The following is a 26,991-nucleotide window of genomic DNA, read 5'->3' on the forward strand; positions in this document are numbered from 1 at the left end:
AGAACCGCCCGGTTACATGAAAGGGTTGCTTCATGACCAACCCCCTCCTGAGCCCCAGCCCTTTGCCATTCGGGCTGCCCCCGTTTGCCGAAATCGAAGAGTCCCACTATTCCGAGGCAGTCCGTGCAGGCCTTGCCGGGCACTTGGCTGAGATCCGGACAATCGTAGGCAATCCGGAACCGGCAACTTTCGAAAACACCGTGCTGGCCATGGAGCGTTCCGGGCAGCTCCTCCAGCGCGCCGCCGCGGCGTTCTACACTCTGGTTTCTGCCGATGCCTCGGACGGCATCCGCGTCCTCGAGACTGAACTGTCCCCGGAGTTTTCCGCACATCAGGACGCCATCTACATGAACCGGGGGCTGTTTGACCGCTTCGCCGCCGTGGACACCACCGGACTCGACGAAGAATCCGCCCGGCTCGTGGAGGAGTACCTCAAGGAGTTCCGCCAGTCGGGCATCCAGCTGGACGACGCCGGGCAGGAACGGCTCAGGACAGTGAACGCAGAGTTGTCCCGGCTCGGCACTGAATTCGGTCAGCGCACCAAGGAGGCCATGAAGTCCTCTGCGCTGCTTCTTGACGACGCCGCGGAACTGTCAGGGCTGCCGGCGGACGACGTCGCCAGTGCCGCCGAAGCAGCCCGCGCGGCCGGGCACGACGGAAAATTTCTGCTCACGCTCATCCAGCCCAGCAACCAGCCCGCCATGGCGTCCCTGGAAAACCGCGACGTCCGGCGCCGCCTCTACCAGGCGTCCATCAGCCGGGGAAGCAGCGGGGGTAGCCTCGATGTCCTGGAGCTGGTGCAGTCCATGGTTGCGCTTCGCGCCGAGAAGGCCCGGCTGCTGGGGTTCGCCAACTACGCCGAGCTCACCGTGGACCGGCAGACCGCACCCGATTTCGAAGCTGTGCAGACCATGATGAACCGGCTGGCGCCTGCCGCCGTCCGGAACGCCGACGCCGAAGCGGCCGCCCTGGCAGAGGTGGCGGGCCATCCGCTCGAGGCCTGGGACTGGGCGTACTATTCCGCGAAGGTGCGGCGGGAGCGTTACAGCGTCGACGAGCAGGCGCTGCGACCCTACTTCGAACTGGACCGGGTCCTTCGCGACGGTGTCTTCTTCGCCGCCACGGCCCTGTACGGTGTCACCTTCCACGAGCGGCCCGACCTCCAGGGCTACCACCCCGACGTCCGGGCCTGGGAAGTCCGCAACGAGGACGGATCAGAACTGGGGCTGTTCCTGGGTGACTACTACTCCCGTGAGTCCAAACGCGGCGGTGCCTGGATGAACTCGCTGGTGGATCAGTCCGCGCTGCTGGGTACCAAACCGGTGGTGATCAACAACCTGAACATTTCCAAGCCTCCGGCCGGAGAGCCCACGCTGCTGACGCTGGATGAACTCCGGACCGCGTTCCACGAGTTCGGCCATGCCCTGCACGGACTGTTTTCCAACGTGACCTTCCCGCGGTTCTCCGGGACCGCAGTTCCGCGCGATTTTGTGGAGTACCCCTCCCAGGTCAACGAAATGTGGATCATGTGGCCCGAGGTGCTGGCCAATTATGCCCGCCACCATGTGACCGGCGAGCCCCTTGCCCAGGACATCGTGGACAAGCTCAACGAGTCGCAGCTGTGGGGCGAAGGCTTCGGCACCACTGAGTACCTGGGCGCGGCGCTCCTGGACCTCGCCTGGCATGTACTGGACGAATCCGGGGTTCCGGCGGATGTCCTGGCGTTCGAAGCCAAGGCCCTCGCAGCGGCCGGGGTGGCACACAGCCTGATTCCGCCGCGGTACCGGACGGGCTATTTCCAGCACATCTTCGCGGGCGACGGCTATGCTGCCGGCTACTACTCGTACATCTGGAGTGAGGTGCTTGATGCGGACACCGTGGAGTGGTTCAAGGAAAACGGCGGGCTCAGCCGGGCCAACGGCGACTTCTTCCGGAACGAACTACTGTCCCGGGGCAACAGCCGCGAACCGCTGGATTCATTCCGTGCCTTCCGGGGCCGCGACGCCAGGCTGGAGCCGCTGCTGAAACGCCGCGGCCTGGAGTAATCTCCCCTCCCCTCACGGACGACGGCGGCGGGTCACCTTGCCAGGTGACCCGCCGCCGTCGTACTGCTGTGAAGCTGTTACCAGCCGCGCTCGGCGAGGCGGTGCGGCTGGGGGATTTCGTCGACGTTGATGCCGACCATGGCTTCGCCCAGGCCGCGGGATGCCTTGGCGATGACGTCGGGGTCATCGAAGAAGGTGGTGGCCTTCACGACGGCGGCGGCACGCTGGGCCGGGTTGCCGGACTTGAAGATACCCGAGCCGACGAACACGCCGTCAGCTCCGAGCTGCATCATCATCGCGGCGTCGGCCGGCGTGGCGATACCGCCGGCGGTGAACAGGACCACCGGGAGCTTGCCGGCGGCAGCAACTTCCTTGACCAGTTCGTACGGGGCCTGCAGTTCCTTGGCCGCGACGTAGAGCTCGTCCTCGGGCAGGGCGGCAAGCTTGGCGATCTCGGAACGGATCTGGCGCATGTGGCCGGTGGCGTTGGAGACATCGCCCGTACCGGCTTCGCCCTTGGACCGGATCATGGCTGCACCCTCGTTGATGCGGCGCAGCGCCTCGCCGAGGTTGGTGGCGCCACAGACGAAGGGAACCTTGAAGTTCCACTTGTCGATGTGGTTAACGTAGTCGGCCGGGGTCAGGACCTCGGACTCGTCGATGTAGTCCACGCCGAGGGACTGCAGGACCTGGGCTTCGACGAAGTGGCCGATCCGGGCCTTGGCCATGACCGGCACGGACACGGCTTCGATGATCTTGTCGATCATGTCCGGATCGGACATGCGGGACACGCCGCCCTGGGCCCGGATGTCGGCCGGAACGCGTTCCAGCGCCATCACGGCCACGGCACCGGCGTCTTCGGCGATGCGGGCCTGTTCGACGTTGACGACGTCCATAATGACGCCGCCCTTGAGCATCTCGGCCATGCCGCGCTTGACGCGGTTGCTGCCCGTGACGCTGTTGGCGGACGAGCCGGCTTCGCTGCTTACATCAGGTGTAGACACAAAAACCCCTATGGGTAGCTAGATGTTACGTAGATCCGGTCTCTCGGTTCCGGCGCAGGCGGCAGCATAGGCGGGATAAGCCACGCCGCGCGCACACCGGATTACCGGATCCAATGACCAGGTACAGCTAATACTAGTCCCACGCTGCGACCCAGCTGAATTCGGGTTACCCCGGCAGTCCCGTCTCTTCCAGCGACTGCCGGTGCACGGTGGCAATCCGCTGGATCACGGTGACCAGGCTGGCGGCGGCCAGGAGGATAAGCGTCACCAGGAGGACCACGCTGGGAAGGCCGATCCCGGTGAATCCGGTGACCACGAGCACCGACACCAGCCGTTCGGCGCGCTCGGCAATGCCCACGTTAGCGTGGAAGCCCAGGGCTTCGGCCTTCGCCCGCGCATAGGAGACCACCATGCCAAGCACCAGGCATACGACGGCGGCGACTGCGATCGCGCGGTCCGCGCCTCCCGTGAAATACCAGATGGCAACTCCGGCGAACAGGGCGCCGTCGGCGACCCTGTCCAGGGTGGAATCCAGGAAGTTGCCCCAACGGCCGCCGCGCTCCTGCATCCGGGCCATGATGCCGTCGAGAACGTCCGAGAAGATGAAGGCTGTTATGAAGAGCGTTCCCCACCAAAGCTCGCCCAGCGGGTAGAAGACCAGCGCGCCCACCACGACTCCCGCCGTGCCCACGATGGTGATGGCGTCCGGTGAAACACCAATCTTCAGAAGCCAGCGGGCAAGCGGTGAAAACAGGGCGGTGAAGAACCCGCGGGCATGCCGGTTAAGCATGTTCGTCCTGCGGCCACGCCTCGGCAACCTGCTGGCGGACCTCGCCCAGCGTCTGCGTGATCGCTTTTGTCTGGGCGATGATGGGGAAGAAGTTGCCGTCCCCTCCCCACCGCGGGACCACGTGCTGGTGCAGGTGTCCGGCTATTCCGGCCCCGCCCACCACGCCCTGGTTCATTCCAAGATTGAAGCCACCGGGGTTGGACACCTTCCGCAGGACCCGCATGGACGTCTGCGTCAGTGCCGCGAATTCCGCTGTTTCCTCCACGGTCAGGTCCGTGTAATCCGGAATGTGGCGGTAAGGGCAGATCAGCAGGTGGCCCGGGTTGTACGGAAAGAGGTTCAGCACCACGTAGGCGGTGCGTCCGCGGTAAACAATCAGCGAATCCTCGTCGCTGCGGGCAGGGGCCACACAGAACGGACAGTCATCCTTGTTCTTGAACTGGTGCTGCCCGCCCTTGATGTAGGCCATGCGGTGCGGAGTCCACAGGCGCTGGAAAGCGTCCGGGACTCCGGCCAGGCCGAACTCATCGGTCACCTCGCCGTCGCCCGGATATCCCCCGCCAGCGCCTGTGTTCTCCTGCACGTCGCCTGCCATTCCGCTTTCGCTAGCTGGTCCGGTTGCGGACGGCTTCGACAATCCTCTGGACCGCCTCGGCGACCGGCACGCCGTTGTCCTGGCTGCCGTCGCGGAACCGGAAGGACACTGCTCCGGCCTCGGCATCCTCGCCGCCGGCAATCAGGACAAACGGAATCTTGTCCTTGCTGGCGGTCCGGATCTTCTTCGGGAAGCGGTCGGAGGAGATGTCCACCTCGGCCCGGATGCCTACGGCCTTGAGCTGATCCACGACGTCGAACATGTAGTCGTTGAAAGCTTCCGCCACGGGGATGCCAACAACTTGTACGGGCGCCAGCCACGCCGGGAAGGCGCCGGCATAGTGTTCCGTCAGCACGCCCATGAACCGTTCCACGGAACCGAACAGGGCGCGGTGGATCATCACCGGACGCTGGCGCGTGCCGTCGGCGGCCTGGAATTCGAGCTCGAAGCGCTCAGGCAGGTTGAAGTCCAGCTGGATGGTTGACATTTGCCAGGTCCGGCCGAGCGCATCTTTTGCCTGGACGGAGATCTTGGGGCCGTAGAACGCAGCTCCGCCCGGATCCGGGATGAGCTCCAGGCCGGACGCTTCAGCCACCTCGGCCAGGGTGCGGGTGGCTTCATCCCAGGTGGCGTCGTCTCCCACGAACTTGTCTTCGTTCTTGGTGGAGAGTTCCAGGTAGAAGTCGTCAAGGCCGTAGTCCTTGAGCAGGCCCAGTACGAAGTTCAGCGTGGTGGTGAGCTCGTCCTTCATCTGCTCGCGGGTGCAGTAGATGTGGGCGTCGTCCTGTGTCATGCCGCGCACGCGGGTCAGGCCGTGCACCACACCCGACTTTTCGTAGCGGTACACCGAACCGAATTCGAAGAGCCGCAGGGGCAGTTCCCGGTACGACCGTCCGCGTGAGCGGAAGATCAGGTTGTGCATGGGGCAGTTCATCGGCTTCAGGTAATAGTCCTGGCCGGGCTTGCGCACGGTGCCGTCCTCGTTCAGTTCCGCGTCGATGTGCATCGCCGGGAACATGCCTTCCTTGTACCAGTCCAGGTGGCCCGAGACTTCGTAGAGGTGCCCCTTGGTGATGTGCGGGGTGTAGACGAAGTCGTAGCCGGCATCAACGTGGCGCTGGCGGGAGTAGTCCTCCATGGCCTTGCGGATGATGCCGCCCTTGGGGTGGAACACCGGAAGGCCGGAGCCAAGCTCGTCCGGGAAGGAGAACAGGTCCAGTTCGGCGCCGAGTTTGCGGTGGTCGCGGCGTTCGGCTTCGGCGATGCGTTCCTGGTAGGCCTTGAGGGCGTCCTTGGTGGGCCAGGCGGTCCCGTAGATGCGCTGCAGCTGCTGGTTGTTCTGGTTGCCCAGCCAGTAAGCGGCTGAAGACCGGGTCAGGGCGAACGCGTTGGAGATGAGCTTGGTGTTGGGCAGGTGGGGTCCGCGGCAGAGGTCGCACCAGACGCTGTCCCCGCTCTTGCGGTCCACATTGTCGTAGATGGTGATGTCACCCGCGCCCACCTCGACGTTGACGCCTTCCCCGGCGTCGGCGGCGTTGTTCTTCTTGCCCAGGAGTTCGAGCTTGTAGGGCTCGTTCTTCATGGCTTCGCGTGCCTCGTCCTCGGACACCACGCGACGGACGAACTTTTGGTTCTGGTTGATGATTTTGAGCATCATCTTTTCCAGGGCCTTCAGGTCTTCCGGGGTGAACGGCTCGGCGACGTCGAAGTCGAAGTAGAACCCGTCCGTGATGTACGGGCCGATGCCGAGCTTGGCGTCGGGACGCAACTGCTGCACGGCCTGGGCCATCACGTGCGCGGTCGAGTGCCGGAGGACATTGAGCCCGTCCGGCGAATCGATGGTGACGCCTTCGATGTCCGCACCCTCAGGGAGCGGCTGGTCGAGGTCTTTCAGTTCGCCGTTTACTCGGGCAACCACAACGTCGCGGCGCTCAAAGAAGAGTTCCGCGCCGGTGGTCCCGGTAGTCACCTTGGTCTCTTCGCCGTCGACGATGAGGGTGATCTGCTGGGCATCTGACACGGGTGTCTCCTATTCAAAGTTAAGGCTTCGTAGCTTGTGGCGTACGGGGACCACAGCCAGCCTCGTCCATGCTATCGGTTGAGAGATAGGCCGACCAAAGCGGCGCGTCCGGCCCAAGCGCCTGACCTCTTTCCGGGTGGAGCTCAGCTGCCGAGTCCCGTGATAGCCAGGTTGCGGCTGATTCCGTCCAGCGGCCCCTGCAACTGGAGGGCCGGATCCCAGGGGTCAGCGGATTGTTTTTCCGGGTACGGGAGGGTCTCGGTGCGGCTCAGGTCCCACGCCATGGTGGCGCTGATGCTGATCCCCCGCGGCCCGGTCCTGCGGGTGTTGCCCCGGATCAGGAGCAGCCGGGTGCCGAACAGCAACGGGCCGGCCAGCTCCTGTGCCTCATGGAAGAACACCGAGTCCACGCAACCGGTGCCGTCGTCGATGCTGATGAAAACCACCCGGCGCCCTCCGCGCATCGGGGGTGTCTGCGTGGCGATCCGGACTCCGGCCACCAGTACTTCAGTGCCGTTTCTGAGCCCCAGGAGCTTGTCCGCCGTGGTGACTCCCAGCTTGTCGAGCAGGGGCCGGTGGCTGGTCATCAGGTGTTCACTGACATCCACGGCCATAAGGTCAAGCTCGGCCCTGACGTTATCGATCATGCTCGGAGCAGGCAGTTCGGCCTTCAGGTTCCTGAGTTCAACATCGCCCAAGGGCAGGGACAGCTGGCCCTCGATGACGTCAACGCCCTTTTTGGAAGGACGGTTCTGGAGGGCCTGCAGGTGCTGGACGAGGTCAGCCCGGTTGGCGGCTCCGCCGGATTCGCGGTGCAGGGTATCGAAGGCTCCCAGCTGGGCAAGCCGCTTGATGCTGGGTTTACTCAGCCTGGAGCGGGCACGCAGGTCTGCCAGCGAGTCGTAGGGCTGCCCTGCCACGATCCTTTTGAGTTCAGCCCCCGAGAGCCCGTAGATGCCGTTCAGGCTTAACCGGATGCCCAGCTTGCCGCGGTCCGGACCAGATCCGACCCGTTCCACACGGTACTCAGCGTGGCTCCGGTTGATGTCCAGGGGCAGGATGGGGATCCCCAGCCGCCGCGCTTCGGCCACCAGGAGCCGTTTGGGGTACATGCCGGGATCGTGTTCCCATAGCCCGGCCAGGAAAGCCTCCGGGTGGTGGGCCTTCAGCCAGGCGGACTGATAGGTGGGCACGGCGAAGGCTGCCCCGTGTGCCTTGCAGAAGCCAAAGCTGCCAAAGGCCTTCAGCGTTCCCCAGACCTTATCCACGACCTCGGGGGTGTAACCCCGTGCCCGGGCTTCCTTGCGGAAGAATTCCTCCACCTTGGGTTCCAGGAGTTCGTTCCCCAGGGCGCGGCGGAATTCGTCAGCCCGGGCCAGCCCGCATTTTGTCATGACATCGAAGGTCTTCAGGATTTGTTCATGGAACACCGTCACGCCATGGGTTTCCTGGAGCACGGGCTTGAGGTCCGGATGCGGATAGACCTCCGGCGCAAAACCGTGGCGGTGTTCCAGGAAGGGACGCACCATGTCCGACTTCATGGGCCCCGGGCGGAACAGCGAAATGTCGATGATGAGGTCGTTGAATTCACGCGGGGCCATCTTGCCGATCAGTTCCCGCTGCCCGGGGGATTCTATCTGGAAGCAACCCAGGGTGTGCGTGCTCCGGATCAGCTCGTAGGTTGGTTCGTCATCCAGTGGCACCGCGTTAAGGTCAATGCGGCCGTCAGCCGCGATGTAGTCCGGGCCCGTTCCGTCCGGGCCGGGTCGATGGGCGCCGGCTGCCACTACCTCGGCCTTGGTGGGATGCAGCCTGATAACTTCCCGGACAGCAAAGGCCATGGCGCTCTGCATCCGGACGCCGAGGACGTCCAGCTTGAGCATGCCCATCGGGTCCATGTCGTGCTTGTCGAACTGGCTCATGGGCAGGCCAAGTCCGCTGGGCTGGACGGGTGTCCTGTCCAGCAGGGTGGCATCGCCGAGGATCACCCCGCAAGGGTGCATCGAGATGTGCCTCGGCAGGCGGTCCAGCCTCTCGGTTAAGTCAACTAGCAGGTCCAGTTGCTGGTTTTCCGCGAAATCCCGCTGTTCCACCCTGCCCGCGAACTCTTTGAGCTCTGGCTTTTCCACCAGGGCTTCACGGAAGTTCCTTGCAGAGAAGCGCCAAAGCTGCTTGGCGATCTCGCCGATGTCGCCGTCGTCCATGCCAAGCGCCATACCGGCGTCACGGACCGCACCGCGAGCGCGGTAGCCGTTCTGCATGCTCATGAGCGTGACGCGTTCCGCTCCGAAGCGGTCAAAGATCCGCCGGTAGACATTGTGCCTTTCGGCACTTTCGACGTCGATGTCGATGTCCGGAAGCGTGGCCCTGTCACGGGAAAGGAACCGCTCGAAGATGAGGTCGTGCTGCAGGGGATTCACCTGGCTGACATCAATGAGGTAGTTCACCAGGCTGGAGGCGCCGGATCCCCTGGCCGCTGCCCTGACTCCCATGTCCAGGATCATCCGGGAAACTTCGGCCACGGTCAGGAAGTAGGAGGCAAATCCCAGATTGGCGATGATCCGCAGTTCGTGTTCCAGCCGTGCCCGCATTTCCGCCTCGGGCTTCCCTGATATCCCCGGGAACCGGCGTCCGATGCCCGCCTCGCAGCGCAGGGTCAGCTCAACCAGGGGGTCGCCCGCAATGCCGATGACGGACGCCTCAGGAACAACCGGCCGCTTCCATCCCATATCAGTGACGGGATCCATCCGGCAGCGGTCCGCGAGCGCCTCGGTCTGGCCCAACAGCCTCGTGAGGTCAGTGGCGCCGTAGCCGGCGGCATGGATGATTTCCTGCCCGAGTTCGAGCATTTGGGCGGATGTTTTCAGCCACCCCCTTCCATTGGGCTGCAGCAACGGCTCCGCTGTCAGCTCGGGAAGCGATTTCAAGGTGCGGGCCGAATCCAGCACGTCCGCCGTGGCTGCGCCATCCTCCGCGCAGTACCGCACCGCGTTGGTCAGTACGGCCGGAACGCCGTGCTCGGCAGCAAGCTTGAGCATGCGCACTGCATGGGCGGTGCTCAGCGCCTCACCGGGAGCACTGAGGTGCGACACCACTTCGGCTGCCACGGTTCCCTTCGGCATGCCGTCAAGCCATTGTTTGAAAAGCGTGCGGGGGCGAAGGTACCGGCGTCCGCCCATTGCCCTCCCGACATCGGAATCCGGTCCCACCAGCACCGTCAGCACCGGCTCCAGTGTTTCCGGGTGCAGAGCCCGGGAAGCGATTTCGGCGCGGGTCACAGCGACTGGCACCACTCCCCCGGCTTTGCCGGAGGTACGGGCATGGGCATCTGAAATCAGCCGGCAGAGGGCGCGGTAGCCCGCACCGTCGTTGTGTCCGTGGGCAAGCACGACGACGCGGCCGGCGAGCTGGGTGCGGAGGTCGCCGTCGTCGTCGAAGACCGCCAGGTCAACCCCGACGACGGGATCCAGGCCCGCCGACATGCAGGCCTTGAGGTGTTTGACGGTGCCGTACAGGCCGTCCCTGTCGGTGCAGGCAAGCGCCTTGGCGCCGTCGGCGGCAGCCGCCTGGGCGAGCTCATCCGGCCAGGACACGCCATAGTGGGCACTGAAGGCTGTGGAAACGTGAAGATGGGTGAAACTCATGCTGATTGTGGCCTTAGGGCATCGTGGATCTTCAGCAACCTCCACCGACCGTTTCCGATGTTCCTTGTCAGGTCAAGGGTGAGGGTTTCATGGGGTTGCGGGGTTTCCTTGGCACCGGTTGGCCGGACCTGGACGCGCCAGATTTCGTGATCCACCAGCCCCGGGCCGGTTCCCAGCGGCGCCCGGGTTTCCTCCACCCACCACTGACGGCGTTCAAACCAGTGCACCGGCTCTGCGCAGACCGTGTAATGCCGACCTGCCCAGGTGAGTGCGGACGGCTGGCCGGCTGGCGAGCAGACGACGTCCACACCTTCGCTGAATAAGCCCATCGGCGCCTCCCGGAACTGCACTCCCCTTCCCGAACAGGCGATCGCACCGCCGGCGGGGAGAAACTGAATTGATTCGATTTGAGATACTTGGTTCGAATATATCTTCGAATAATTCAAGTCTACGCCGGAGCCGGGACAAAAACTACAAGCCCTCGGGTTCAGGGCTGCCGGCGACTGATGTTGTTGTTAACGCCCGGAGGAATCCGTAGCGCTCAAGGATCGGCCTCCGCATCCGTCCGGAGTGCCGGTCGTACACAGCGAGTAAGTCCCTTGCGGAAGTCACTGGCCCCCGCGCTACCGCCGCCGGCCTGGAGCCAGAGGACCGCCGGCCGGCCCCACTCCTGCCGGTCATTGATATTCGAACATATCTTCGAACACTTTGGATCCGGACCGGAGGCTGACAAAACCTTGATCAGGGGTGGACGGACGGGAGCGCAGGGAGCAGGATGGAGCCATGAGCTCCCATGACGCACTCCTGAAGCACGTAGCCATCGCCGCCAAGGACTCCACCTTGGTGGCGACTTTTGATATAGACGGCAACATCCCCGGGGCGGGCGCCTACGTTGTGGGCCTTGTCGCGGCCACGCCGGATCATTCCCATCAGCGAAGAATGGGAATTGAGTTCATGAACGGCGAAGCTGTGTCCTTCTATTGCTTCAGCCACGACGGCACAGAGGAGAATTTCGACCTCAGCGGCGTGACGCACTCAGGCAGCACCATTACCGGCAACTTTCCCATGAGTACCGTCCTGGGCCTGGAAAAGGGTCACCTGATGACGGCCTTCAGCGACGCTGACGGCAGGGGCTACCAGGCAAACGTGCCCGTGGAAGAATCCCTCTGAGCCGCTAGTTGCTGGACGCTAGTTGCTGGCGTTGTGCACTTTCATCTCAAGCTCGGTGAAAGCCGTGATCATCGCCCGGTAGGTCTTCTCCACGATGTCCGGGTCGATGTCCTTCTTCTCGGCGGCGGCGCGGACATGTTCGATGACCTTCTCCACCCGGCCGGGAGCCCGGACCTCCGCGTCATCACCCTTCAAGGTGCCTGAAATCCGGATCAGGCGTTCACGGCGGGCAATCAGGGTGACAATCTGCTCATCAACTTCATCGACGGCCACACGGACAGCTGCGAGCTGCTCCCTGTCGGCCTGGGCGTCTTTGTCGTGTCCGTGATTTGTGGGCATGTGCATGACAGTATCTAAGAATGCAGCCTCGAGTCGACTTCATTTCATTGGGCGTCCGCAGTGTTGATGCCTCCCGCGCCTTCTACGTCAACGGCCTCGGCTGGCCGGTCCACCGGGAAGTCCCCGGCGAGGTGGTGTTTATCCAGGCAAATCACGGCCTCATTCTTTCCCTCTGGGACGCGGGCCAGATGCAGGCCGAAGCCTCCGTGGACATCCCTGCCGGGGTCCCCTGCATCACGTTGAGCCATAACGTGGGCAGCACGGCGGACGTTGACCGGGTCATGGCCGATGCCGAGGCTGCCGGGGCCACCGTGGTGGCCTCGCCGAAAACCCAGCCCTGGGGCGGGTACACCGGATACTTCGCGGACCCGGACGGCTTCCGCTGGGAAATCGCCTTCAATCCCACCTGGTCCGTGGACGCCGCCGGCAACGTCACGGTCTGAAAGCCGGCTAGAACAGGCTTCCCACCGGCTGGATAAGTTCCGGCGAGTCATTTTTCACATTCCCGACGGCGGTGCCGACAGCATCGATGGTCCAGCCTTCGGCGACGTCGTGCGCACCGGCCCGGACCAGATCCACCAGCCCCGCGGCATCGTCCGCCTGCGGATCCAGCCATGCCTGCATGGTCTCGCGGTCCATGGGCAAGGGCACCCTGTCGTGCAGGGCGGTGAGTTCAGCCAGCACTCCCCCGGCGTAGCCGTCCGGCGGTGAATCGGTCGTCATGATGGAGGTGGACAGCATCCAGCGCTGCGGGTCCCCCTCGGGCTTGGAGGGATCCTTCCACCACTCATACAAACCGGCGAACACCAGCGGCCGGCCGTCCTTCGGGTGCACATAGTAGGGCTGCTTGCTGCGGCCTTCACCCTTCCACTCGTAGTAGCCGTCCGCCGGAACCGCGCAGCGCCTGGAGCGGGTCGCCTTGCGGAAAGCCGGCTTCTCCAGGACGCTCTCGCTTCGCGCATTGATCATTTTCGAACCAATGGAAGGGTCCTTGGCCCAGGACGGCACCAGCCCCCAGCGGGCCACGTGCAGTTGCCGGACCGGGCTGCCGTCCACCAGCCGCTCCAACAGGATGGGCACGTCAGCGGTCGGGGCAACATTCCACGACGGCGGAACCACCAGCTCCTCTTCCAGTTCAGCGTCAAATTCTGCCAGCAGGTCCCCGACGGCCCTGGCCATCACGTAGCGTCCACACATGGCACCAGCATGCCACCGCCCGCATCCGGTGTCACCCGGCGTAACCATGGCGTTCCTACGGCACCCCGGCGCCAGGGGAATACCGGCGGCCGGGTTACGGTTGAGGACAAAGACATCTGATTTGATAACGACGAGCAATAACGAGCTTGAGGAGAACTCCGTGGATTTCACTCCCGAATCCGGCACCATCACCATGTTTTCGACCACCTGGTGCGGATACTGCAACCGGCTGAAGAAGCAGTTGGACGCCCAGGGCATCGGTTACACCGAGATCAACATCGAAGAAGTCGAAGGCACCGCCGACCTCGTGGAACAGCTCAACGGAGGCAACCGCACCGTCCCCACCGTGCTATTCCCGGACGGTACCGCCGCCACCAACCCGTCGGCAGCCGAAGTAAAGAGCCGGCTCGCGGCCTAGGGGTCATCTCCTTCTGCATATCCGCAGGTTCCGGCAGCCCTGCACCGCCGGCTAGCCCCGCAGGCTGGCAAAGTCCGCGTAGTCCAGCTGCGCATAGCCGGCGTAGGTGTTGATGACCGCCGCTTCGATGGCCGCGACGTCGAGTCCGGGAACCAGGTCGTCCACCGCGCCGGCAGTTGCCGGGTTCCAGTCCAGCCCCAGGGCCGCGTAGCTGGCTTCCAGGACTTTGCGGATCGGTGCCGAGTTTTGCACCACGATGACCGAACTGAACAGCCAGCCTCCTGAGACCACCCGCTGGGCCGTGCCGATCAGTTTGACCCGGTGCTGCGGATCTGCCGGGTCGAGGCCGTGGACGCTGAACTCGCCCGGGCAGTACTCACCCGGGATTTCGCCGACGGCGGCGTGGACCCCTGCGCTCCGAAGCGCGTCCGCCAGCATCCCGCCGAAGAAGGCGAAGCGCCCCTTCGCGCCGGCAATTGCGTCGGCGTGAGGTTCCACATGGTCGACGATCAGCGTTCCCTGGTGGTAGGCCGCGGCCCGGCCGCCGGCCTTCCGCACCAGCGGTTCAAAACCCAGCTCCCGGCAGGCACGGGCGGCAGCCTCAAAGCCGGGAAGGTGCGCGTCGCGCTGGCCGAAGGCGACCGTGGGAGCAGGGCGGTAAAGCCTGAGAGTCGGGCCGATCCGCCCGGTCTTAGCCATGCCCAGCAATTCAATGCCGAATTCGAGGTCACGCGCCGCACCCAGCGACTCCTCCTGCCGGACAATGGTCAGCGAGGCTGGTACGCCGGCCGCATGCTGCATGTTGCTAAGCTCCCTTATGGTCATTCTGCAATTCCTGGTCGTCGCCGCTGCGTTCGCCGTCATTGACGCCATCTGGCTCAAGACGATGAACCCCTATTACCGCCGACAGATTGGTGAGCTGCTGGCCGACAAGCCCAATCTAGGGTACGCGGTGGTCTTCTACGTGATCTACATTGCCGGCATTGTCTTCTTCGCCCTGCGCCCCGCGCTCGACGGCGGCAGTTGGCTCAGCGCCGTCGGCTACGGTGCCGCCCTGGGCGCCTTCGCCTACGCCACGTACGACCTCACCAACGCCGCGACGCTGAAAACGTGGCCCTTGCAGCTGATCGTTGTGGACATTCTCTGGGGCGCGGCGCTGACCGGCCTGGCCACGCTGGCCGGTTGGCTGGTATTCCACCAGAACTAGGGGCAGCAGGACCAGCCCCGCAACAACGGACCTCCGCAGCAGCTACGTCCTGCGGAGGGTCAGGATCTGTTCCGCCCGGCCGAAAGGCCCGGCGAGGTCGTGGAGCACAGTTGACGTCAGCCCGATACCGTCGGTGCCGAAGGAGACGGCGTTGTCCAGGCCCAGCCAATCGCCGGAGGGTTTCCGGTACATGTGGATCTGCAGGTCCAGGTTGGGGAAGGCATAGCTGTCCTTGCCCGGGGGTACGCGGGCGGCTATTCCGTTCGCCGTATCAACCAGCCCCATCAGCCGTGCGACGTCGCCGCTGTCCTCCCTGTCGGTGAGCGGATGCGCGGTGCGCAACCAGACGGTGCCGGAGCCCGGACGGTGTCCGTCCGCAACGCGCATCTCAAGGGAGCGGATGTAACCTCCCGGCCAGACGCTCGCGCCGTCGTATGGCGAGCACTCCTCCGGCCCGGGAATGCGGGTGTCTTCCACCGCGGCCACCGCCGATGTGTCGGAGGTGATCATCCGCCAAGCAGTGGCCCGGATGGCCACCCGCCCCCCGGCCACTAGTTCGGCCTGGAGCAGTTCGATGGTGCGTCCGGGGCGAAGCGTGGTGGTCAGGACTTCGAAGTCGCCGCCCGGAATCAGTCCCAGGATCTCGTAGCTCAGCCGGGCCATCCTGACGTCGTCCCGCGGCGAGTGCCGCTCCAGGCAGTCCGCCATGATCCCGGACGCGGGCGCCATGTGCTGTTCATGCTCGTTCCAGGCGCCCTGGGCATGAATCGTGGAACGGAATCGTCCGCCGCCCAATGACTGGTAGTAGAACCCGCCCTCGGCAAGTTCCGGAAGTGCAGCAGTCAACGTCGACCCTTTCGCATGGCTGGTGATGATCCCAGAACACACTATCGCCTGCCGGCCCGCAGCATCCCCTCGTCCTCACAGCTTCCTCATATCAGGGCCTCACGGCCGGCATAGTCCGGAGCCTGGAAATCAGGGCATGACTCCTCTCAAGAACAAACAGCGCAAGGGCAGGCGGGGGACGACGGCACGGCCGCGTCCCCCGCCGTGATGCTGCACTGTTTCTGTGGAGTCTTTCTGCGCTGCCTTCCTGTGCTCGGCACCCCGCACGGACTAGACTCAGGAGTCGGTTCTCCTAACTACGCTCGGAAGAGGTAATCCCCTGATACGAGTCATCAGCTACAACCTTCGCAAGCACGCGGCACGCGGCGAACTGCTGGATCTGGCCCGCGACTTCGGGATAGATGCCTTGTGCCTGCAGGAATGCGACACCACCGATTTGCCGGACACGCTGGGCCCGCTCCATCTGGCCGATTCAACGAAGGGCAACAGGCTGGGGCTCGCCATCTACTACCGGATGGACCGATTCACGGCCTTTGATACCAACACGTTCGCGTTGAAGAAGTCGTTGCACGACCGGGTGCTGGCCCCGGCCCATGAGCGTTTGATCGGCACACGGGTGGTGGACAATGAAACAGACCATGAGCTGGTGATCGCCTCATTCCATGCCGCTCCCCTGACGGCCTCCAATTCGTTGCGCCGCAAACAGATCAAGGCGGCACACGCGGAGCTCCTGGGCATGGGCAGCGGGCTGATGACGCTTATGGTGGGCGACTTCAACTACCCGTTCTTCACCAAGAACCTCACCGAACACATGAAGAATTCCGGCTACGAACTCTCGCTCAGCGACCGGCGAACCTATACGAGGTACAAGGTCTTCAAAGGCCATTTCGACTTCGCCACCTCCCTCGGCCTGGACATCGAGAGTGTGGAAACCCTGCCGCGCGGCGCCTCGGACCACCTTCCCATCCTGGTGTCAGCGGAGTACGGCCAGGATTACGGACCCATCCAGGGAACGCCCCAGCCCTGACGCCGACCACCAGCCCGGGAGGCCCCAGTGCGTCGCGATTGGATCCTGAAAGCCGTTCCGGGCATCCAGCTGGCACGGACATACCAGCGGTCCTGGCTTCAACCAGATCTGGCCGCCGGAGCAGCCCTTAGCGCAGCCCTGATACCGGCCGGAATGGCCTACGCTGAAGCCGCCGGCCTTCCCGCGATCACCGGACTGTACGCGTCTGTGGTTCCCATGCTGTTCTACGCCGTTTTCGGGCCTGCCCGGGTAATCATTGTGGGGCCCGATTCTTCGCTGGCGCCCATGATCGCCGCCGCTGTGCTCCCGCTGGCAGGACGGGATCCTGACCATGCCGTGGCGCTCGCAGGCGTCCTGGCCATCCTGATCGGAATCTTCCTTGTCGCCGGCCGGATCTTCAGGCTGGGCTTCGTCACCGGACTGTTGTCCAAGCCGATCCGGGTGGGCTACCTCAATGGCATCGCGCTCGCCATCATGGTCAGCCAATTGCCCAGGCTGCTTGGGATCACGGTATCGGGAGACTCACTACCGGCCCGGGCCACGGAGACGGCCGAAGCCGTTGTGGGGGGAGCCACCAACCCTGTGGCGCTGCTGTTCGGAGCTGCCACGGTGGCAATCATCGTGGCCGGCCGCTTCCTCCCCGGTAAGGTGCCCGGCGTGCTCCTGGCTGTGGGGGCCTCCATCGCAGCGGCCGCCGCCCTGGACCTCAGGGATGCCATGCCCATGGTCGGAGCGCTTCCATCGGGCTTGCCGAAACCGGCCCTCGAGGGCGTCACTATGGAGGACGTCGCCGGCCTCATTGGACCTGCTGCCGGTATCGCGCTCATCGCCTTTGCCGATACGTCGGCGTTGTCCAAAAGCCTCGCAGGACGCCGCGGCATCCACACCAGCGGCAACCAGGAAATGGGGGCGCTGGGGATCGCCAACGTGGCAAGCGGCATGCTGGGCGGCTTTCCGGTCTGCGGCAGCTCATCCCGGACGCCGATAGCGCTCGACGCCGGGGCCCGCACCCCCTTCAGCGGCATCGTGGCGGCAGCCCTGGTGGTGGTATTCATGGTGGCAGCCCCCGGAGTGACAGCCTATCTCCCCACCACCACGCTGGCCGCGGTCGTCATGGTTGCAGCGGCCTCGCTGGTGGATATCAAAACCCTGCTCCGGCTGGTCCGGATGAGCAGGATGGAAACGGTCCTGCTCGTCGCCACATTCCTTGGGGTCGCGTTCGTGGGGGTGCTGCAGGGCATCGTCATCGCCATTTCCCTCTCGCTGATCGCGTTCATCCGGCGGGCGTGGGATCCGTACCGCACCGAACTGGCGAGCCTGGAAGACATCCCGGGATATCACGACCTGAGCCGGCACCCGGAGGGCAAGCGCGTCCCCGGCCTCGTGATCGCCCGTTTCGATGCGCCGCTCTTCTTTGCCAACGGAGCGGTTTTTGCGGAGCACATCCGCAATCTTGTGGCGAACGCGCCCGCGCCGGTGAAGTGGGTCATTGTGGCTGCCGAGGCCATCACGGACCTGGACACCACCGCCTTGGACGACCTCGTGGAGCTCGACGACGAACTTGCCGGCCAGGGCATCAGCCTGGTTTTTGCCGAGTTGAAGGGACCGGTCAAGGACCGCCTGCTCAGGTTTGGCGTCAGCAGCAGGTTTGGTCCGGACCACTTCTTCCCCACGGTCAACAACGCGGTGCGCACCTACAAGCGGACCTTCGGGATCTAGCCGCTGTTGTTAGCCGGCTCAGTCCGAACCCAAGGGAATCACGTCGAGGCGCGATCCCGGGCCTATGACTATGAGGACACGGTCCGCCGCGACACCGTCCAGTGCCTCGGCGAGCCGTTCGGGCAAGTCGCCCGCGGCACCCTCCGCAGCGGTCGCGGTGACGGATGTCCCGGCACCGGGAGTCGCAGCGCCGGCGTTCGCAGCGCCGGAGGTGCCGGCGTCGGCCTTCCGCCAGACGGTGACACTCGCCCCGGTAACCTCAGCCGCCACCCGAACTAGCGGCTCCGGGTCCCCGGCCGCCACCAGGATCACTTTCCGCACCGTGCGTTTGCGGGGCGCAGCGGCTGCGGTGAGGGAACGGTCGTGCCGCCATACCGCGAAGTGGTATCCGGCGGCGAGTCCCGTGGCCACGAGCAGGCCCAGCGGCGCCCTGATCCGGTCCACCAGGCTTCCGCCGCTGATGTCGTCGAGCAGGAATTCGAAGACCCGGTACCCGATCACCAGGAGCGTGATGACGGCGACGATCGCGCTCAGGCCGAAGACTGCGATGAGGTACACCCGCCGGCCCCGGCGGCCAAGTTCAGTCGGTTCCGGCGGCACTCCCGGCTTCCAGGTCAGCCACCACAGCGGACCGCCGACTGCCAGGGCACTGATGCCGCCCAGCAGGAGGGTACGAATGCCGTCGCCGGCCAGTGGCGTCGCTGCGATGCTAAGGGCCGAGTTGACCACGATGCCGATGCCGGTGGCCGCAGCAACCAGACCGACGCCGGAGGTCACTAGCTTTGCTGCCTGCAGGGTGGTGTCTGACCGCCCCATGGAAACGGTCCGGTGGTACGCCCAGACGAGGGAACCCACTGCGCCCGCAGCTATCGCCGCCCCAAGCGGCTCCAGGATTTCGCCGACCGGGTCCGAACGGTCAAAGGCCAGCCGGAGCAGGACAAACAGGACTGTGCCCGTGCCGCCCACAGTCAGGAGGACGGCCCCGAGGATTCCGACCACCACCAGTGCCACATCGGCGAAATCCGTTTTCAGCCGGCGTCCGCCGTCGTGAATCCAATGCCACCACCAGATAGCGGCGCCGCCGGCGCCCCAGGCGAGCGACTGCAGCACGAACCTCCACCACGGATCCCCGATGGACGCCGATGACGTGAAGCCCTGGATCGCAGTGTCCAGGAGATTTGCGAGCGCTGTCACAGTTCCGCCCACACCGATGATGAGCCCGAAAACCGCCCCCACCACCGTGGGAACATCCGCGAGCAGCGAGGGGCTCTTTCGCGGATGCCGCCACATCCAGCGATGCCAGGCCAGAACTCCTGCCCAGACCAGTCCGTTGGACAGTGACAGCTGCCACCCCAGCCGTTCGCCTCCGATGACGGACGCCGCGGCGCTGAGCAGCCCGGTGGCAGACGTGATGAGCGAAACCGCATACATGCCGGTCAGGTAAAGTCCCCAGCCCGCGGACGACCGCTCAATGGCGTCGTCGAGCCGCCGCCACACGAACCACCAGAGGGCGGCTGCCATGGGCCCGCCGATCAGTGTGAACGCCAGCGACCGGGCCAGGCCTGCCACATCACCTGCGACAAGCACCGTGCCGGCGCCGAGGAGCCGGCCCAACAGGCCGCTCAGTCCGATGGCCGTCACCACCACCAAGGCGAAAAGCAGCGTGTATACGATGAGGCGGCGGACCGTCGGCTGGGCGGACCCCGCTGCCGGGGCAGGCACCGGCCGGACGGCGGTCATTGCTTCACCGTCCGGTTCGTGCAGACCCTGAGCTGCCACGGCGCGGAATCAATCAGCCATTTTCCGTCCGTCTTGACGAGGTCAAACACGTCCTCCATCTCGTAGTCCGAGTTCCCGAAGGGTCCGCCCCCGTTCGACACCACGATCAGGACCCGGACGTCAGCAGACGAGGCCCGCTCCGTGGTGGACACCAAAGTGACCCGCAGGTTGTCCGTGGAGGCACGCTCAAAGTCGACGCACTGAGTGCGGGCCGTTTCCGTGAGGTAGGCGCTAGCCGCCGACTCATCGCCGTCGATGACGGCTGCGGAGTAGCGCTGCACCACGCCCTGGGGCGTGGACTCGTCTAGCAAGGCCGGTTCGCCCCGCGAGAAGACCACAGCCAGGGCAGCCACCGCAAGGACGGCGATAACTGCCAGGATAATCACGAGGATCCTGTTCGGTTTTCCCGCCGCTGCTTCCATGTGGTCAGTATGTCGCACTGCCCACACCCTAGCTACGGTACTTTCGGCCCTATCAGCAGTGATTGGCATGAACGAGGCTGAAGACAATCGTTGCCTCATGGGAAAGGAATCATGCGCAGAGCACTGGCTGCCATGTTGCTCGTACTGCTCGGCCTGGTAAGCGGTCCAGCCGCCGCCCGCGCCGAGCCGCCGGTGGGGATCGTGGTGGAAGACGGTGCCGGCGTCCTGGACCGCAACCGCCTGATCCCGGCCGTGGAAGCCATGGACTTCTACGAACCCACCCGGGTTGCCGTGTTCACGTACCGGGGCTCGGCGGAGGACAACCTAAACGAAGAAGTCCTTCGCTTCGCCCGGGCGCAACATCCGGAATGGATCAGCGGGGACGGCCAGAAATGGGCGGACGGTCTGTTCATCTTCGCGGTGGACCCGGTGGGACGCCATGTGGGCACCTACATGGGCGAGGACCGCAAGGTTTCCCTGGAACAGCGCGAGGACATCCAGAACGCCTCCAAGGATTTGCTGCGCGATGCCCAGTGGACCGACGGAACCATCGCCGGCATCCGGCGCGGGGCGGAGCTGATCAACCAGCCCTGGTACCGGTCCACGGCATTTCTGGTGACGGCATGGAGCTCCGCCGCCGCGGCCGTCCTCGGTGCCGCGGCATGGTTGGTCGTGCGGTGGCGCACCAGGGCCGCCAGCCGCAGGGAGCTCGCCCGCGGGGACGCCAGCTACTCCAGCGTCAGCATGGATCTCCAGGTCACCGAGCTCAACGCCGGCACCATCCCGGAGTCCTCCCGGTACGGCAGCACCGTCCTCGAGAAGCACCGCACCTTCCTGGCAAAGTACAAAACCGCCACGGAGCTGGCCAACCGGGCGCACGCGCTCACTCCACGTGCCATGAGCCGGCGGCCGAACCTCAAGCTGGTGCGGGATTTTGCCGACGCCTCCGCTGAACTGGATGCCCTCGATGACGTCATTGCGGACACCAACGCATTGCTCAACCGCGGATCAGCGTGGGCATCTGCCTGGGACCGGCAACTGGCGCCGTTCCGCAGTGACCTGGCAGCCCTGGAACAAATGCTCAGCAAGCGGCACGCCGCGGGCGACTCGGCGACTGCCGCGGCACTGCGGTCCTTCCGCGACGAGAGCCACCGGGACATTGAGAGGTGGTCGGCCGAACTCGCCGAGGGCACCACGAGCCCTGAAACGGCCCTGGACCGGCTGCGGGATGCCCGGACGCACCTGACCGAACTGCTGAAAAACCACGCAGACACAGTCATCGCAGGCTTCGCGAAGACCGACCGGGAGGCCAGACTGATGCGAGAGGAAATGGACAGCGCGCAGGCCGGTACAAAGGTCAGGTACGGCCGTACTTACGAACCCAGCATCCTTGGCACGGTCTATCCGTCGTACTACTTCTTCTCAGTCCCCGCCTTCAACACCGGGTTCAGCACCGGGGTGGGGAGCGTCAGCACGGCCCGCGGCGGTGGCGGCACCACCGGCTACGGCGGCAGCGGAGGCAGTTTCTCCGGGTCCGGGAGTTCGTCCAGTTTCTAGGCACGGTTCAAGGCCCCGAACTGCCGGCGGTGCGGCCGCTGCGGCCCGCCACCGGGTCTCGACAAGGATCCCGGATCGGAGGAAGCTGAGCATCGTAAAGCGATCACTACATCGGTTCGCCGCATCGATTCAGACCAGGCAAACCGACTCCGCTGTCCGGTCGCGCATGCGGGTCCGGACAGCCCCATCCGCAACTCCGATTGATGGAGAGAGCCATGACCACGAACGTTGTCGCTCAGCTCGCAGTAAAGTCGCACAATTCTCCGGACGAAAAGCGCCGCCCGGACAAGACGGAAGTGGATCTTGTATCCGTCGACGCCTACACCATCGGAAGATTCAAGTTTGAACCCGGCTGGCGTTGGTCCGAGTGCATCAAGCCCGTCGTCCAGACCGATTCGTGCCAGCTCAGCCACGTTGGTTTCTGCGTTTCCGGCAAGCTCACGGTCCAGACTTCTGACGGCAGCCAGATCACCATCGCCGCTGATGACTCCTACAGCATCCCGCCAGGGCATGATGCATGGGTTGAGGGAGACGAGCCCTTTACGGGCATCGAGTTCGTCAGCGCCGCAGTGTTCGCCAAGGCCGCCGAATAGCGGCCAGGCGGCGTCTGGCAGCCCAGGTGCACAGCAGCTTCCCTACTGCGGGTGGATCCTGTCCACAACGAAATCCCCGCCGGGAATGACCGTGGTTTCATGGCCGTCGTCGAAACGCACCACGTAGGGCGGCGCTCCGTCAGCGCCGTGGACCTCAATGATCTGGCCGTGCCGCTCCGCCGATCCGACCGTCTTGCCCCGGATAGTGATCCGGTCTCCCTGGGTTGCCTTCATGGCAATCACCTCCAAGAACCAGAGTACGAGTGTCGGGGCAGGGATAACAGGGCCGTTCCGCACTGGCAGGACGGGGGTTTCGGCCGGGGGCCTATGCGGCGCCGGCCGGCATCTGGCGCTGGTGGCCGCCTGGCAGGAGTATTGGGATACAACGGATCTTGACCCTGGCACGGGACCGAGGGGGAGCTGCTATGGCGGAGGAGAAACCGACCAGCTGGTGGGCTACGCTGCCCGGTCTGCTGACCGCCGCCGCAGCGGTTATCACCGCTGTGACGGGGCTGCTGCTCGGCCTCGGGCAGCTTGGGATGTTCGACGCCGGCAAGCCCGCAGCTTCAACGGCGGGCTCCTCCGCCGCCGGCGCGTCCGCACAACCGGACGGCACCGTGCCGCCGTCGGGTGCCGGGTCCGGCGCCGCTAACAGCCCGGAATGGGCCGTGGCCCTGCCCGCCGAACGCCGCTACCGGGCTGCCGACGTCGAATACGAAATTCTCGGTGCCCGTGCCCGCCCTGATGTGTCCGGCAAGATCGCGGTGACGTTTACGCTCAGATGCACCAACCACGGCAGGTACGACATCAACTTCTGGGACTCAACATTCAGGCTGAACGCGAGCGGGGTGAGCCACTCCCCCGATTCCGGCCTGAACGAGCTGGTGGCTGGCGATGCAAGCAAATCGGGCGATGTCCGCTTCACTATCCCGGCGGACACGCGCGATGCGGTCCTTCGCATCAAATTCGCAGAGGGCGAGGGCACGGTTCAGATCGCGATATCCCCGCCCTGAAACCCCGGGCGGATACGTGGCGACGGGGAAGGCCGGTGACCGGCTGCCCCCAAGGCAGCAGATCACCGGCCTGTCATCCTGTTCCCTGCCCCCGGCGAGAACGGGACGGAAGGCTAGGCTCCGGCGCGGACGAAAGTCACGCCGCCGGTGGCCGTCAGCCAGGACAACGGGTGCGTGACGGTGGCGTTGACGCCGTTCATGCCGCCGCTGATCACCTGTCCGTCGCCGACGTAGATGCCCACGTGGCCGGACTGCACCACCATGTCGCCGGGCTGGGGTTCCCCCACCACTGAGCCGTAGTTCATGAACTGCATGGGTCCCAGGTCGCCGACGGGAATGCCTGCGGAGCCAAGCGCCTTCTCCACCATGGCGGTGCAGTCCTGGGTGATGCCCAGTTGGGCATAGGCGGCAGAAACCATGGCGGCATTGACGCCGCCGGCAGCCGGGGCCGGGGCAGGGGCGGGCGCAGCCGCCTGGACCTGGACGGAAACGGCAGGGGCCGCCGGTGTCGCGGCCGGTGCCGGAGCTGCCGCCGGGGCCGCCGCTTCTGCCGGGGCGGGCTCTGCAACCGGCACTTCGACCGGAGCGGGGGTGGTGCTGACGTCCGGCCGCTCGAAGCTGATCCTGACGTGGGAGTCCGCGCTGAGCGGGGCACCCACCTGGGCCTGGGCGTCGAGGCCGGATGCCGGTGCCGAGTCGCGTTCCGCGGGAGCCTCGGCGGCCTGCGCAGCCATCCCGCTGGACAGGACCAGGCCCGAAGCCGCCGCAATTACCGCGGCCTGGCGGCCAACCTTGCTCCTGCCGCGGGCCGTTGGGAACCCGGAGCGCCCTGCAGGCGCGGTTGACGGATGATGAGCGGGCAGTTTGCGTGAAGACATGAAGTAACCTCTCCCGATGCCTGCGAGGTTAGCTGTCGGATTCGGATGGGAGACACCCGGCCGCAGTTGCCATCCGCTCAGAGGACGGCGTGCGGCTTCACCCCGAAGACCTGCACAAGAATCCTGCAGGCCAAAAGTGGTTTCCCCGTCCCTGCCGGATGGTTTCGATCGGATCCCGGACCGCGGCAGGGTTAGGCAATCCGCCCGGGAGTGCCCGCATCTGAGATAACCGGCACCGTTCCACCGTACGCGTGCCTCTCGGCCGATGTCACATTTGAGTAACGCGCTGCCGGACCAAGGGCGGCATGCAGATGGCTGCTGTGTACTTGGGTACTGCGGCAATCAAAGTCGAGTGTTTTGCCTTGGCGCCGCGAGGCGTAGTCTACGTGCATGTTCTTGCGGGGGGACTCACACGCTTGGAGGCATCATGCGTTGGTCGAATCAGCCTGTCCGCAAGCCCGCGCGTTGCGTGGCGGATCCCCCTGAACCATTGGCCGAAGGCCGGCACGGCAGGCGCTGGGTTGCAGTCCTGGGTGCCCTGCTGCTTGCTGTCAGCACAGTGGCGGGCGTGGCCGGTACTTCGAAGGCTGCGGCGCCAACCATCGTCAGCCTGACGTTCGACGACGGCCTCGGCAGCCAGTTGGCCGCGGCGCAGGAGCTGAAAGCCCACGGACTGGTGGGAACTTTCTTCATCACCACGTCCTTCGTGGGCCAGTCCGGGTTCCTCACCCAGGCAAACCTGAACACTCTCGTGGCCGACGGCAATGAGATCGGCGGCCACAGCGTGACCCACCCGGACATGACAACGCTCAGCGCAGCGGCCGCCAGCGCGGAGGCCTGCAACAGCAAGTCGACCCTCGAGGCCTGGGGCTTCACCGTCCGGAACTTCGCCTACCCCTTCGCGGCGGTGAATCAGACAGCCCAAAACGCCGTCAGCGGCTGCGGGTACAGCAGTTCCCGTGGCCTCGGCGACATCCGTTCTCCCGCCAGCTGCGCCGACTGCCCTGTCGCCGAGACGCTCCCGCCGCAGGAACCCATGGTCACCAAGGCGCCGGACCAGGTGGCCGCCACATGGACCCTGGCGGACCTGCAGGCGACAGTCACCAACGCCGAGACAACCGGCGGCTGGCTGCAGCTGACGTTCCACGAGATTGCGAACGGAACGGATCCGTCGCTGTCCATCAGCCCCGCGCTGTTCAAAGAGTTCGTCACGTGGCTGGCCGCGCGGACAGCAAACGGTACGACGTCGGTGCGTACAGTGGCGCAGGCATTGGGCCAGTCCCCCGTGACGTCACCGCCTCCCTCGCCTTCACCGTCACCATCGCCGACCCCGTCACCCTCGCCGGCGGGCTCGTTTACGGATGTTCCCGCGAACTCGCAGTTCTACACGGAGATCAGCTGGCTCGCCTCGCAAGGGATTTCCACTGGCTGGGTTGAAGCCAACGGCACCAGCACGTATCGCCCGGCGCTCGCCGTCAACCGGGATGCCATGGCTGCCTTCATGTACCGACTCGCCGGGAGTCCGGCGTACACACCGCCGGGCACCTCCCCGTTTATCGATGTGACGCCGCAGACGCAGTTCTATAAGGAAATCGCCTGGCTCGCTTCGAAGGGCATTTCCACCGGCTGGGACGAAGGAAACGGCGCCAAGTCGTACCGGCCGCTGCAGACCGTGAACCGTGATGCGATGGCAGCCTTCATGTACCGCTTTGCCGGCAGCCCTGCCTACAACGCCCCGGGCGCCTCCCTCTTCACTGACGTGGTCCCGCAGACGCAGTTCTACAAGGAAATCAACTGGCTCGCGTCGATGAACATCTCCACCGGCTGGGTCGAAGGGAACGGCACCAGGACCTTCCGTCCCGTCCAGTCCGTGAACAGGGACGCCATGGCGGCCTTCATGTACCGCTACAACAACGCCTTCCCTGCGTAAGAACCCGCGTGAAGCGGAATACGTGGTGAAACACTATTGCGTGGCGATCTGCCAGCTGAGCGATCAGCCGCCGGAGGATTTCGACGTCAACACGGAGCTCCTGATCCTCGAGGGCAAGGAACTGCATGTGGCGACGTGGGACGCCGAGCCGCGGGACGGCGGCTTTGACGTCCTGGTTCTCAACGACCGTGTCAGCGCCCTCGGGTTCATGGTGGTTACAGACTGGGAGTTCCTGGAAGGCAGGGCCTACGCGGTGGTGGAGCGCCGGGCCGGCGGCTGAGCGGCGTCCGCAAGCGACAGCGCCGCCGCGCGCCTCAGCCACGGATCGGGATCCCGCACCCAGCGCTCCAGCACAGCGCGTGCCCGCATCCCCGCTTGTCCTTCCAGCGCCGCCACCAGGGGACGGACGACGTCGACGGCGAGCGGGTCCACCAGCTCACCCAGCTGCGCCTCCCGCACAAAGCCCTCGATCCGGGTGAGGTCGGAGTTGTTGAGCAGGGCCACCCGGGACTGCAGCAGGACAACCGCCGCCAGGCGGCGTTCGAAGACGGGAACCGACCACAGCTCGGTGCTAAGGGCGGTGATGTCGTCGTGCACCAGGTCACGGTGGCGGCGCAGCATGTCACGGATGGTCCCCCGCACAGCACCGACGGATGCACCGTAGAACTGAAGGCGGTCGCCCAGCCGGGCGTGCGCCTCTTCCGCCCTGAGCCAGGAACTCTCCCGCTGCAGCGAGGCATCCACGAAGTCACAGGCATCGGTCACCCGACTATTCTGTCCTAATATCGCGCGCTGGCA

The 26,991-nt window shown here is 65.2% G+C and carries 27 protein-coding genes and 1 riboswitch; of the genes, 12 read left to right on the top strand and 15 right to left on the bottom strand.

Annotated elements, in window-relative coordinates; genetic code table 11:
- The first annotated feature begins 32 nt into the window (after positions 1-32).
- Positions 33-2,045 carry a M3 family metallopeptidase gene (locus ARTH_RS11700; protein WP_011692157.1) on the top strand — a complete coding sequence of 671 codons (2,013 nt, stop codon included), beginning with the start codon at positions 33-35 and terminating at the stop codon, positions 2,043-2,045.
- 77 nt (positions 2,046-2,122) lie between these two features.
- Here the strand turns inward: ARTH_RS11700 and pdxS are convergent, their stop codons facing one another.
- The 6 genes from pdxS to ARTH_RS11730 all read right to left on the bottom strand — a co-directional run bounded on the left by pdxS (position 2,123) and on the right by ARTH_RS11730 (position 10,427).
- Positions 2,123-3,049: a pyridoxal 5'-phosphate synthase lyase subunit PdxS gene (gene pdxS, locus ARTH_RS11705; protein ID WP_011692158.1), complete on the bottom strand. Its 927-nt coding sequence runs from the start codon at positions 3,047-3,049 to the stop codon at positions 2,123-2,125.
- Between the two features lie 166 nt (positions 3,050-3,215).
- Positions 3,216-3,839: a phosphatidylinositol phosphate synthase gene (gene pgsA / locus ARTH_RS11710; RefSeq protein WP_011692159.1), complete on the bottom strand. Its 624-nt coding sequence runs from the start codon at positions 3,837-3,839 to the stop codon at positions 3,216-3,218.
- Positions 3,832-4,422, bottom strand: coding sequence for an HIT family protein (locus ARTH_RS11715; protein WP_043430743.1), 591 nt, complete (start codon positions 4,420-4,422; stop codon positions 3,832-3,834). Before ARTH_RS11715 ends, pgsA begins: the two co-directional genes overlap by 8 nt.
- 22 nt (positions 4,423-4,444) lie before the next feature.
- A complete protein-coding gene (thrS, locus tag ARTH_RS11720) occupies positions 4,445-6,454 on the bottom strand; it encodes a threonine--tRNA ligase (RefSeq protein ID WP_011692161.1) in 2,010 nt (669 codons plus the stop codon).
- A gap of 143 nt (positions 6,455-6,597) precedes the next feature.
- Positions 6,598-10,098: a DNA polymerase III subunit alpha gene (locus ARTH_RS11725; RefSeq protein WP_011692162.1), complete on the bottom strand. Its 3,501-nt coding sequence runs from the start codon at positions 10,096-10,098 to the stop codon at positions 6,598-6,600.
- Positions 10,095-10,427 (bottom strand): DUF6504 family protein, encoded by a 333-nt coding sequence (locus ARTH_RS11730; protein WP_011692163.1) that lies wholly within the window; start codon positions 10,425-10,427, stop codon positions 10,095-10,097. Before ARTH_RS11730 ends, ARTH_RS11725 begins: the two co-directional genes overlap by 4 nt.
- Before the next feature lie 454 nt (positions 10,428-10,881).
- On the opposite strand from ARTH_RS11730, the gene ARTH_RS11735 reads away from it, so the two are divergent.
- A complete protein-coding gene (locus tag ARTH_RS11735) occupies positions 10,882-11,268 on the top strand; it encodes a hypothetical protein (protein WP_011692164.1) in 387 nt (128 codons plus the stop codon).
- Between the two features lie 18 nt (positions 11,269-11,286).
- Here the strand turns inward: ARTH_RS11735 and ARTH_RS11740 are convergent, their stop codons facing one another.
- Positions 11,287-11,613, bottom strand: a complete 327-nt coding sequence (locus ARTH_RS11740; protein ID WP_011692165.1) for a chorismate mutase — start codon at positions 11,611-11,613, stop codon at positions 11,287-11,289.
- A 14-nt stretch (positions 11,614-11,627) separates the two neighbouring features.
- Between ARTH_RS11740 and ARTH_RS11745 the strand changes: the two genes are divergently transcribed.
- Positions 11,628-12,050: a VOC family protein gene (locus tag ARTH_RS11745; protein ID WP_011692166.1), complete on the top strand. Its 423-nt coding sequence runs from the start codon at positions 11,628-11,630 to the stop codon at positions 12,048-12,050.
- 7 nt (positions 12,051-12,057) lie between these two features.
- Here ARTH_RS11745 and ARTH_RS11750 read toward each other — a convergent pair whose 3' ends face one another.
- Entirely contained in the window at positions 12,058-12,786 is a 729-nt protein-coding gene (locus tag ARTH_RS11750; RefSeq protein WP_043429813.1) for an SOS response-associated peptidase, read from the bottom strand.
- A gap of 178 nt (positions 12,787-12,964) precedes the next feature.
- On the opposite strand from ARTH_RS11750, the gene ARTH_RS11755 reads away from it, so the two are divergent.
- Positions 12,965-13,222, top strand: a complete 258-nt coding sequence (locus ARTH_RS11755; protein ID WP_011692168.1) for a mycoredoxin — start codon at positions 12,965-12,967, stop codon at positions 13,220-13,222.
- 51 nt (positions 13,223-13,273) lie between these two features.
- Here ARTH_RS11755 and ARTH_RS11760 read toward each other — a convergent pair whose 3' ends face one another.
- Entirely contained in the window at positions 13,274-14,023 is a 750-nt protein-coding gene (locus tag ARTH_RS11760) for a lipoate--protein ligase family protein (RefSeq protein WP_011692169.1), read from the bottom strand.
- 16 nt (positions 14,024-14,039) lie between these two features.
- Here ARTH_RS11760 and ARTH_RS11765 point away from each other — a divergent pair, with 16 nt between their 5' ends.
- A complete protein-coding gene (locus ARTH_RS11765) occupies positions 14,040-14,429 on the top strand; it encodes a DUF2177 family protein (protein WP_011692170.1) in 390 nt (129 codons plus the stop codon).
- A 42-nt stretch (positions 14,430-14,471) separates the two neighbouring features.
- On the opposite strand, the gene ARTH_RS11770 is transcribed toward ARTH_RS11765, so the two are convergent.
- A complete protein-coding gene (locus ARTH_RS11770; protein WP_011692171.1) occupies positions 14,472-15,275 on the bottom strand; it encodes a thioesterase family protein in 804 nt (267 codons plus the stop codon).
- Positions 15,276-15,597: 322 nt separating this feature from the next.
- Here ARTH_RS11770 and ARTH_RS11775 point away from each other — a divergent pair, with 322 nt between their 5' ends.
- Together ARTH_RS11775 and ARTH_RS11780 are read left to right on the top strand one after the other, a co-directional pair.
- Positions 15,598-16,302 (top strand): endonuclease/exonuclease/phosphatase family protein, encoded by a 705-nt coding sequence (locus ARTH_RS11775; RefSeq protein WP_043429816.1) that lies wholly within the window; start codon positions 15,598-15,600, stop codon positions 16,300-16,302.
- A 27-nt stretch (positions 16,303-16,329) separates the two neighbouring features.
- Entirely contained in the window at positions 16,330-18,021 is a 1,692-nt protein-coding gene (locus ARTH_RS11780; RefSeq protein WP_011692173.1) for a SulP family inorganic anion transporter, read from the top strand.
- Between the two features lie 18 nt (positions 18,022-18,039).
- Here the strand turns inward: ARTH_RS11780 and ARTH_RS11785 are convergent, their stop codons facing one another.
- Both ARTH_RS11785 and ARTH_RS11790 read right to left on the bottom strand, forming a co-directional pair.
- On the bottom strand, positions 18,040-19,800 hold the full coding sequence (locus tag ARTH_RS11785) for a DUF5671 domain-containing protein (RefSeq protein ID WP_232223514.1): 1,761 nt from the start codon (positions 19,798-19,800) through the stop codon (positions 18,040-18,042).
- A complete protein-coding gene (locus ARTH_RS11790) occupies positions 19,758-20,222 on the bottom strand; it encodes a hypothetical protein (RefSeq protein ID WP_043429818.1) in 465 nt (154 codons plus the stop codon). Before ARTH_RS11790 ends, ARTH_RS11785 begins: the two co-directional genes overlap by 43 nt.
- 111 nt (positions 20,223-20,333) lie before the next feature.
- Between ARTH_RS11790 and ARTH_RS11795 the strand changes: the two genes are divergently transcribed.
- Positions 20,334-21,779 (top strand): DUF5129 domain-containing protein, encoded by a 1,446-nt coding sequence (locus ARTH_RS11795; protein WP_011692176.1) that lies wholly within the window; start codon positions 20,334-20,336, stop codon positions 21,777-21,779.
- 215 nt (positions 21,780-21,994) lie between these two features.
- Positions 21,995-22,372, top strand: coding sequence for a cupin domain-containing protein (locus ARTH_RS11800; protein WP_011692177.1), 378 nt, complete (start codon positions 21,995-21,997; stop codon positions 22,370-22,372).
- Positions 22,373-22,414: 42 nt separating this feature from the next.
- Here the strand turns inward: ARTH_RS11800 and ARTH_RS11805 are convergent, their stop codons facing one another.
- Entirely contained in the window at positions 22,415-22,606 is a 192-nt protein-coding gene (locus ARTH_RS11805) for a DUF1918 domain-containing protein (RefSeq protein ID WP_011692178.1), read from the bottom strand.
- Positions 22,607-22,797: 191 nt separating this feature from the next.
- Here ARTH_RS11805 and ARTH_RS11810 point away from each other — a divergent pair, with 191 nt between their 5' ends.
- Positions 22,798-23,385 carry a hypothetical protein gene (locus ARTH_RS11810; protein WP_011692179.1) on the top strand — a complete coding sequence of 196 codons (588 nt, stop codon included), beginning with the start codon at positions 22,798-22,800 and terminating at the stop codon, positions 23,383-23,385.
- Positions 23,386-23,498: 113 nt separating this feature from the next.
- Here ARTH_RS11810 and ARTH_RS11815 read toward each other — a convergent pair whose 3' ends face one another.
- Complete coding sequence (locus tag ARTH_RS11815) at positions 23,499-24,263, bottom strand: NlpC/P60 family protein (protein ID WP_011692180.1); 765 nt, start codon at positions 24,261-24,263, stop codon at positions 23,499-23,501.
- A gap of 3 nt (positions 24,264-24,266) precedes the next feature.
- Positions 24,267-24,461, bottom strand: a riboswitch (cyclic di-AMP (ydaO/yuaA leader).
- Positions 24,462-24,690: 229 nt separating this feature from the next.
- Between ARTH_RS11815 and ARTH_RS23145 the strand changes: the two genes are divergently transcribed.
- Both ARTH_RS23145 and ARTH_RS11830 read left to right on the top strand, forming a co-directional pair.
- Positions 24,691-26,193: a polysaccharide deacetylase family protein gene (locus ARTH_RS23145; protein WP_011692181.1), complete on the top strand. Its 1,503-nt coding sequence runs from the start codon at positions 24,691-24,693 to the stop codon at positions 26,191-26,193.
- Positions 26,194-26,218: 25 nt separating this feature from the next.
- Entirely contained in the window at positions 26,219-26,473 is a 255-nt protein-coding gene (locus tag ARTH_RS11830) for a hypothetical protein (protein WP_156037032.1), read from the top strand.
- Here ARTH_RS11830 and ARTH_RS11835 read toward each other — a convergent pair.
- Positions 26,440-26,958, bottom strand: a complete 519-nt coding sequence (locus tag ARTH_RS11835) for a DNA alkylation repair protein (protein ID WP_011692183.1) — start codon at positions 26,956-26,958, stop codon at positions 26,440-26,442. The two genes, ARTH_RS11830 and ARTH_RS11835, sit on opposite strands and share 34 nt — an antisense overlap.
- Between the last annotated feature and the right edge of the window lie 33 nt (positions 26,959-26,991).

The sequence above is a fragment of the Arthrobacter sp. FB24 genome (genome assembly GCF_000196235.1).
Lineage (GTDB): Bacteria > Actinomycetota > Actinomycetes > Actinomycetales > Micrococcaceae > Arthrobacter.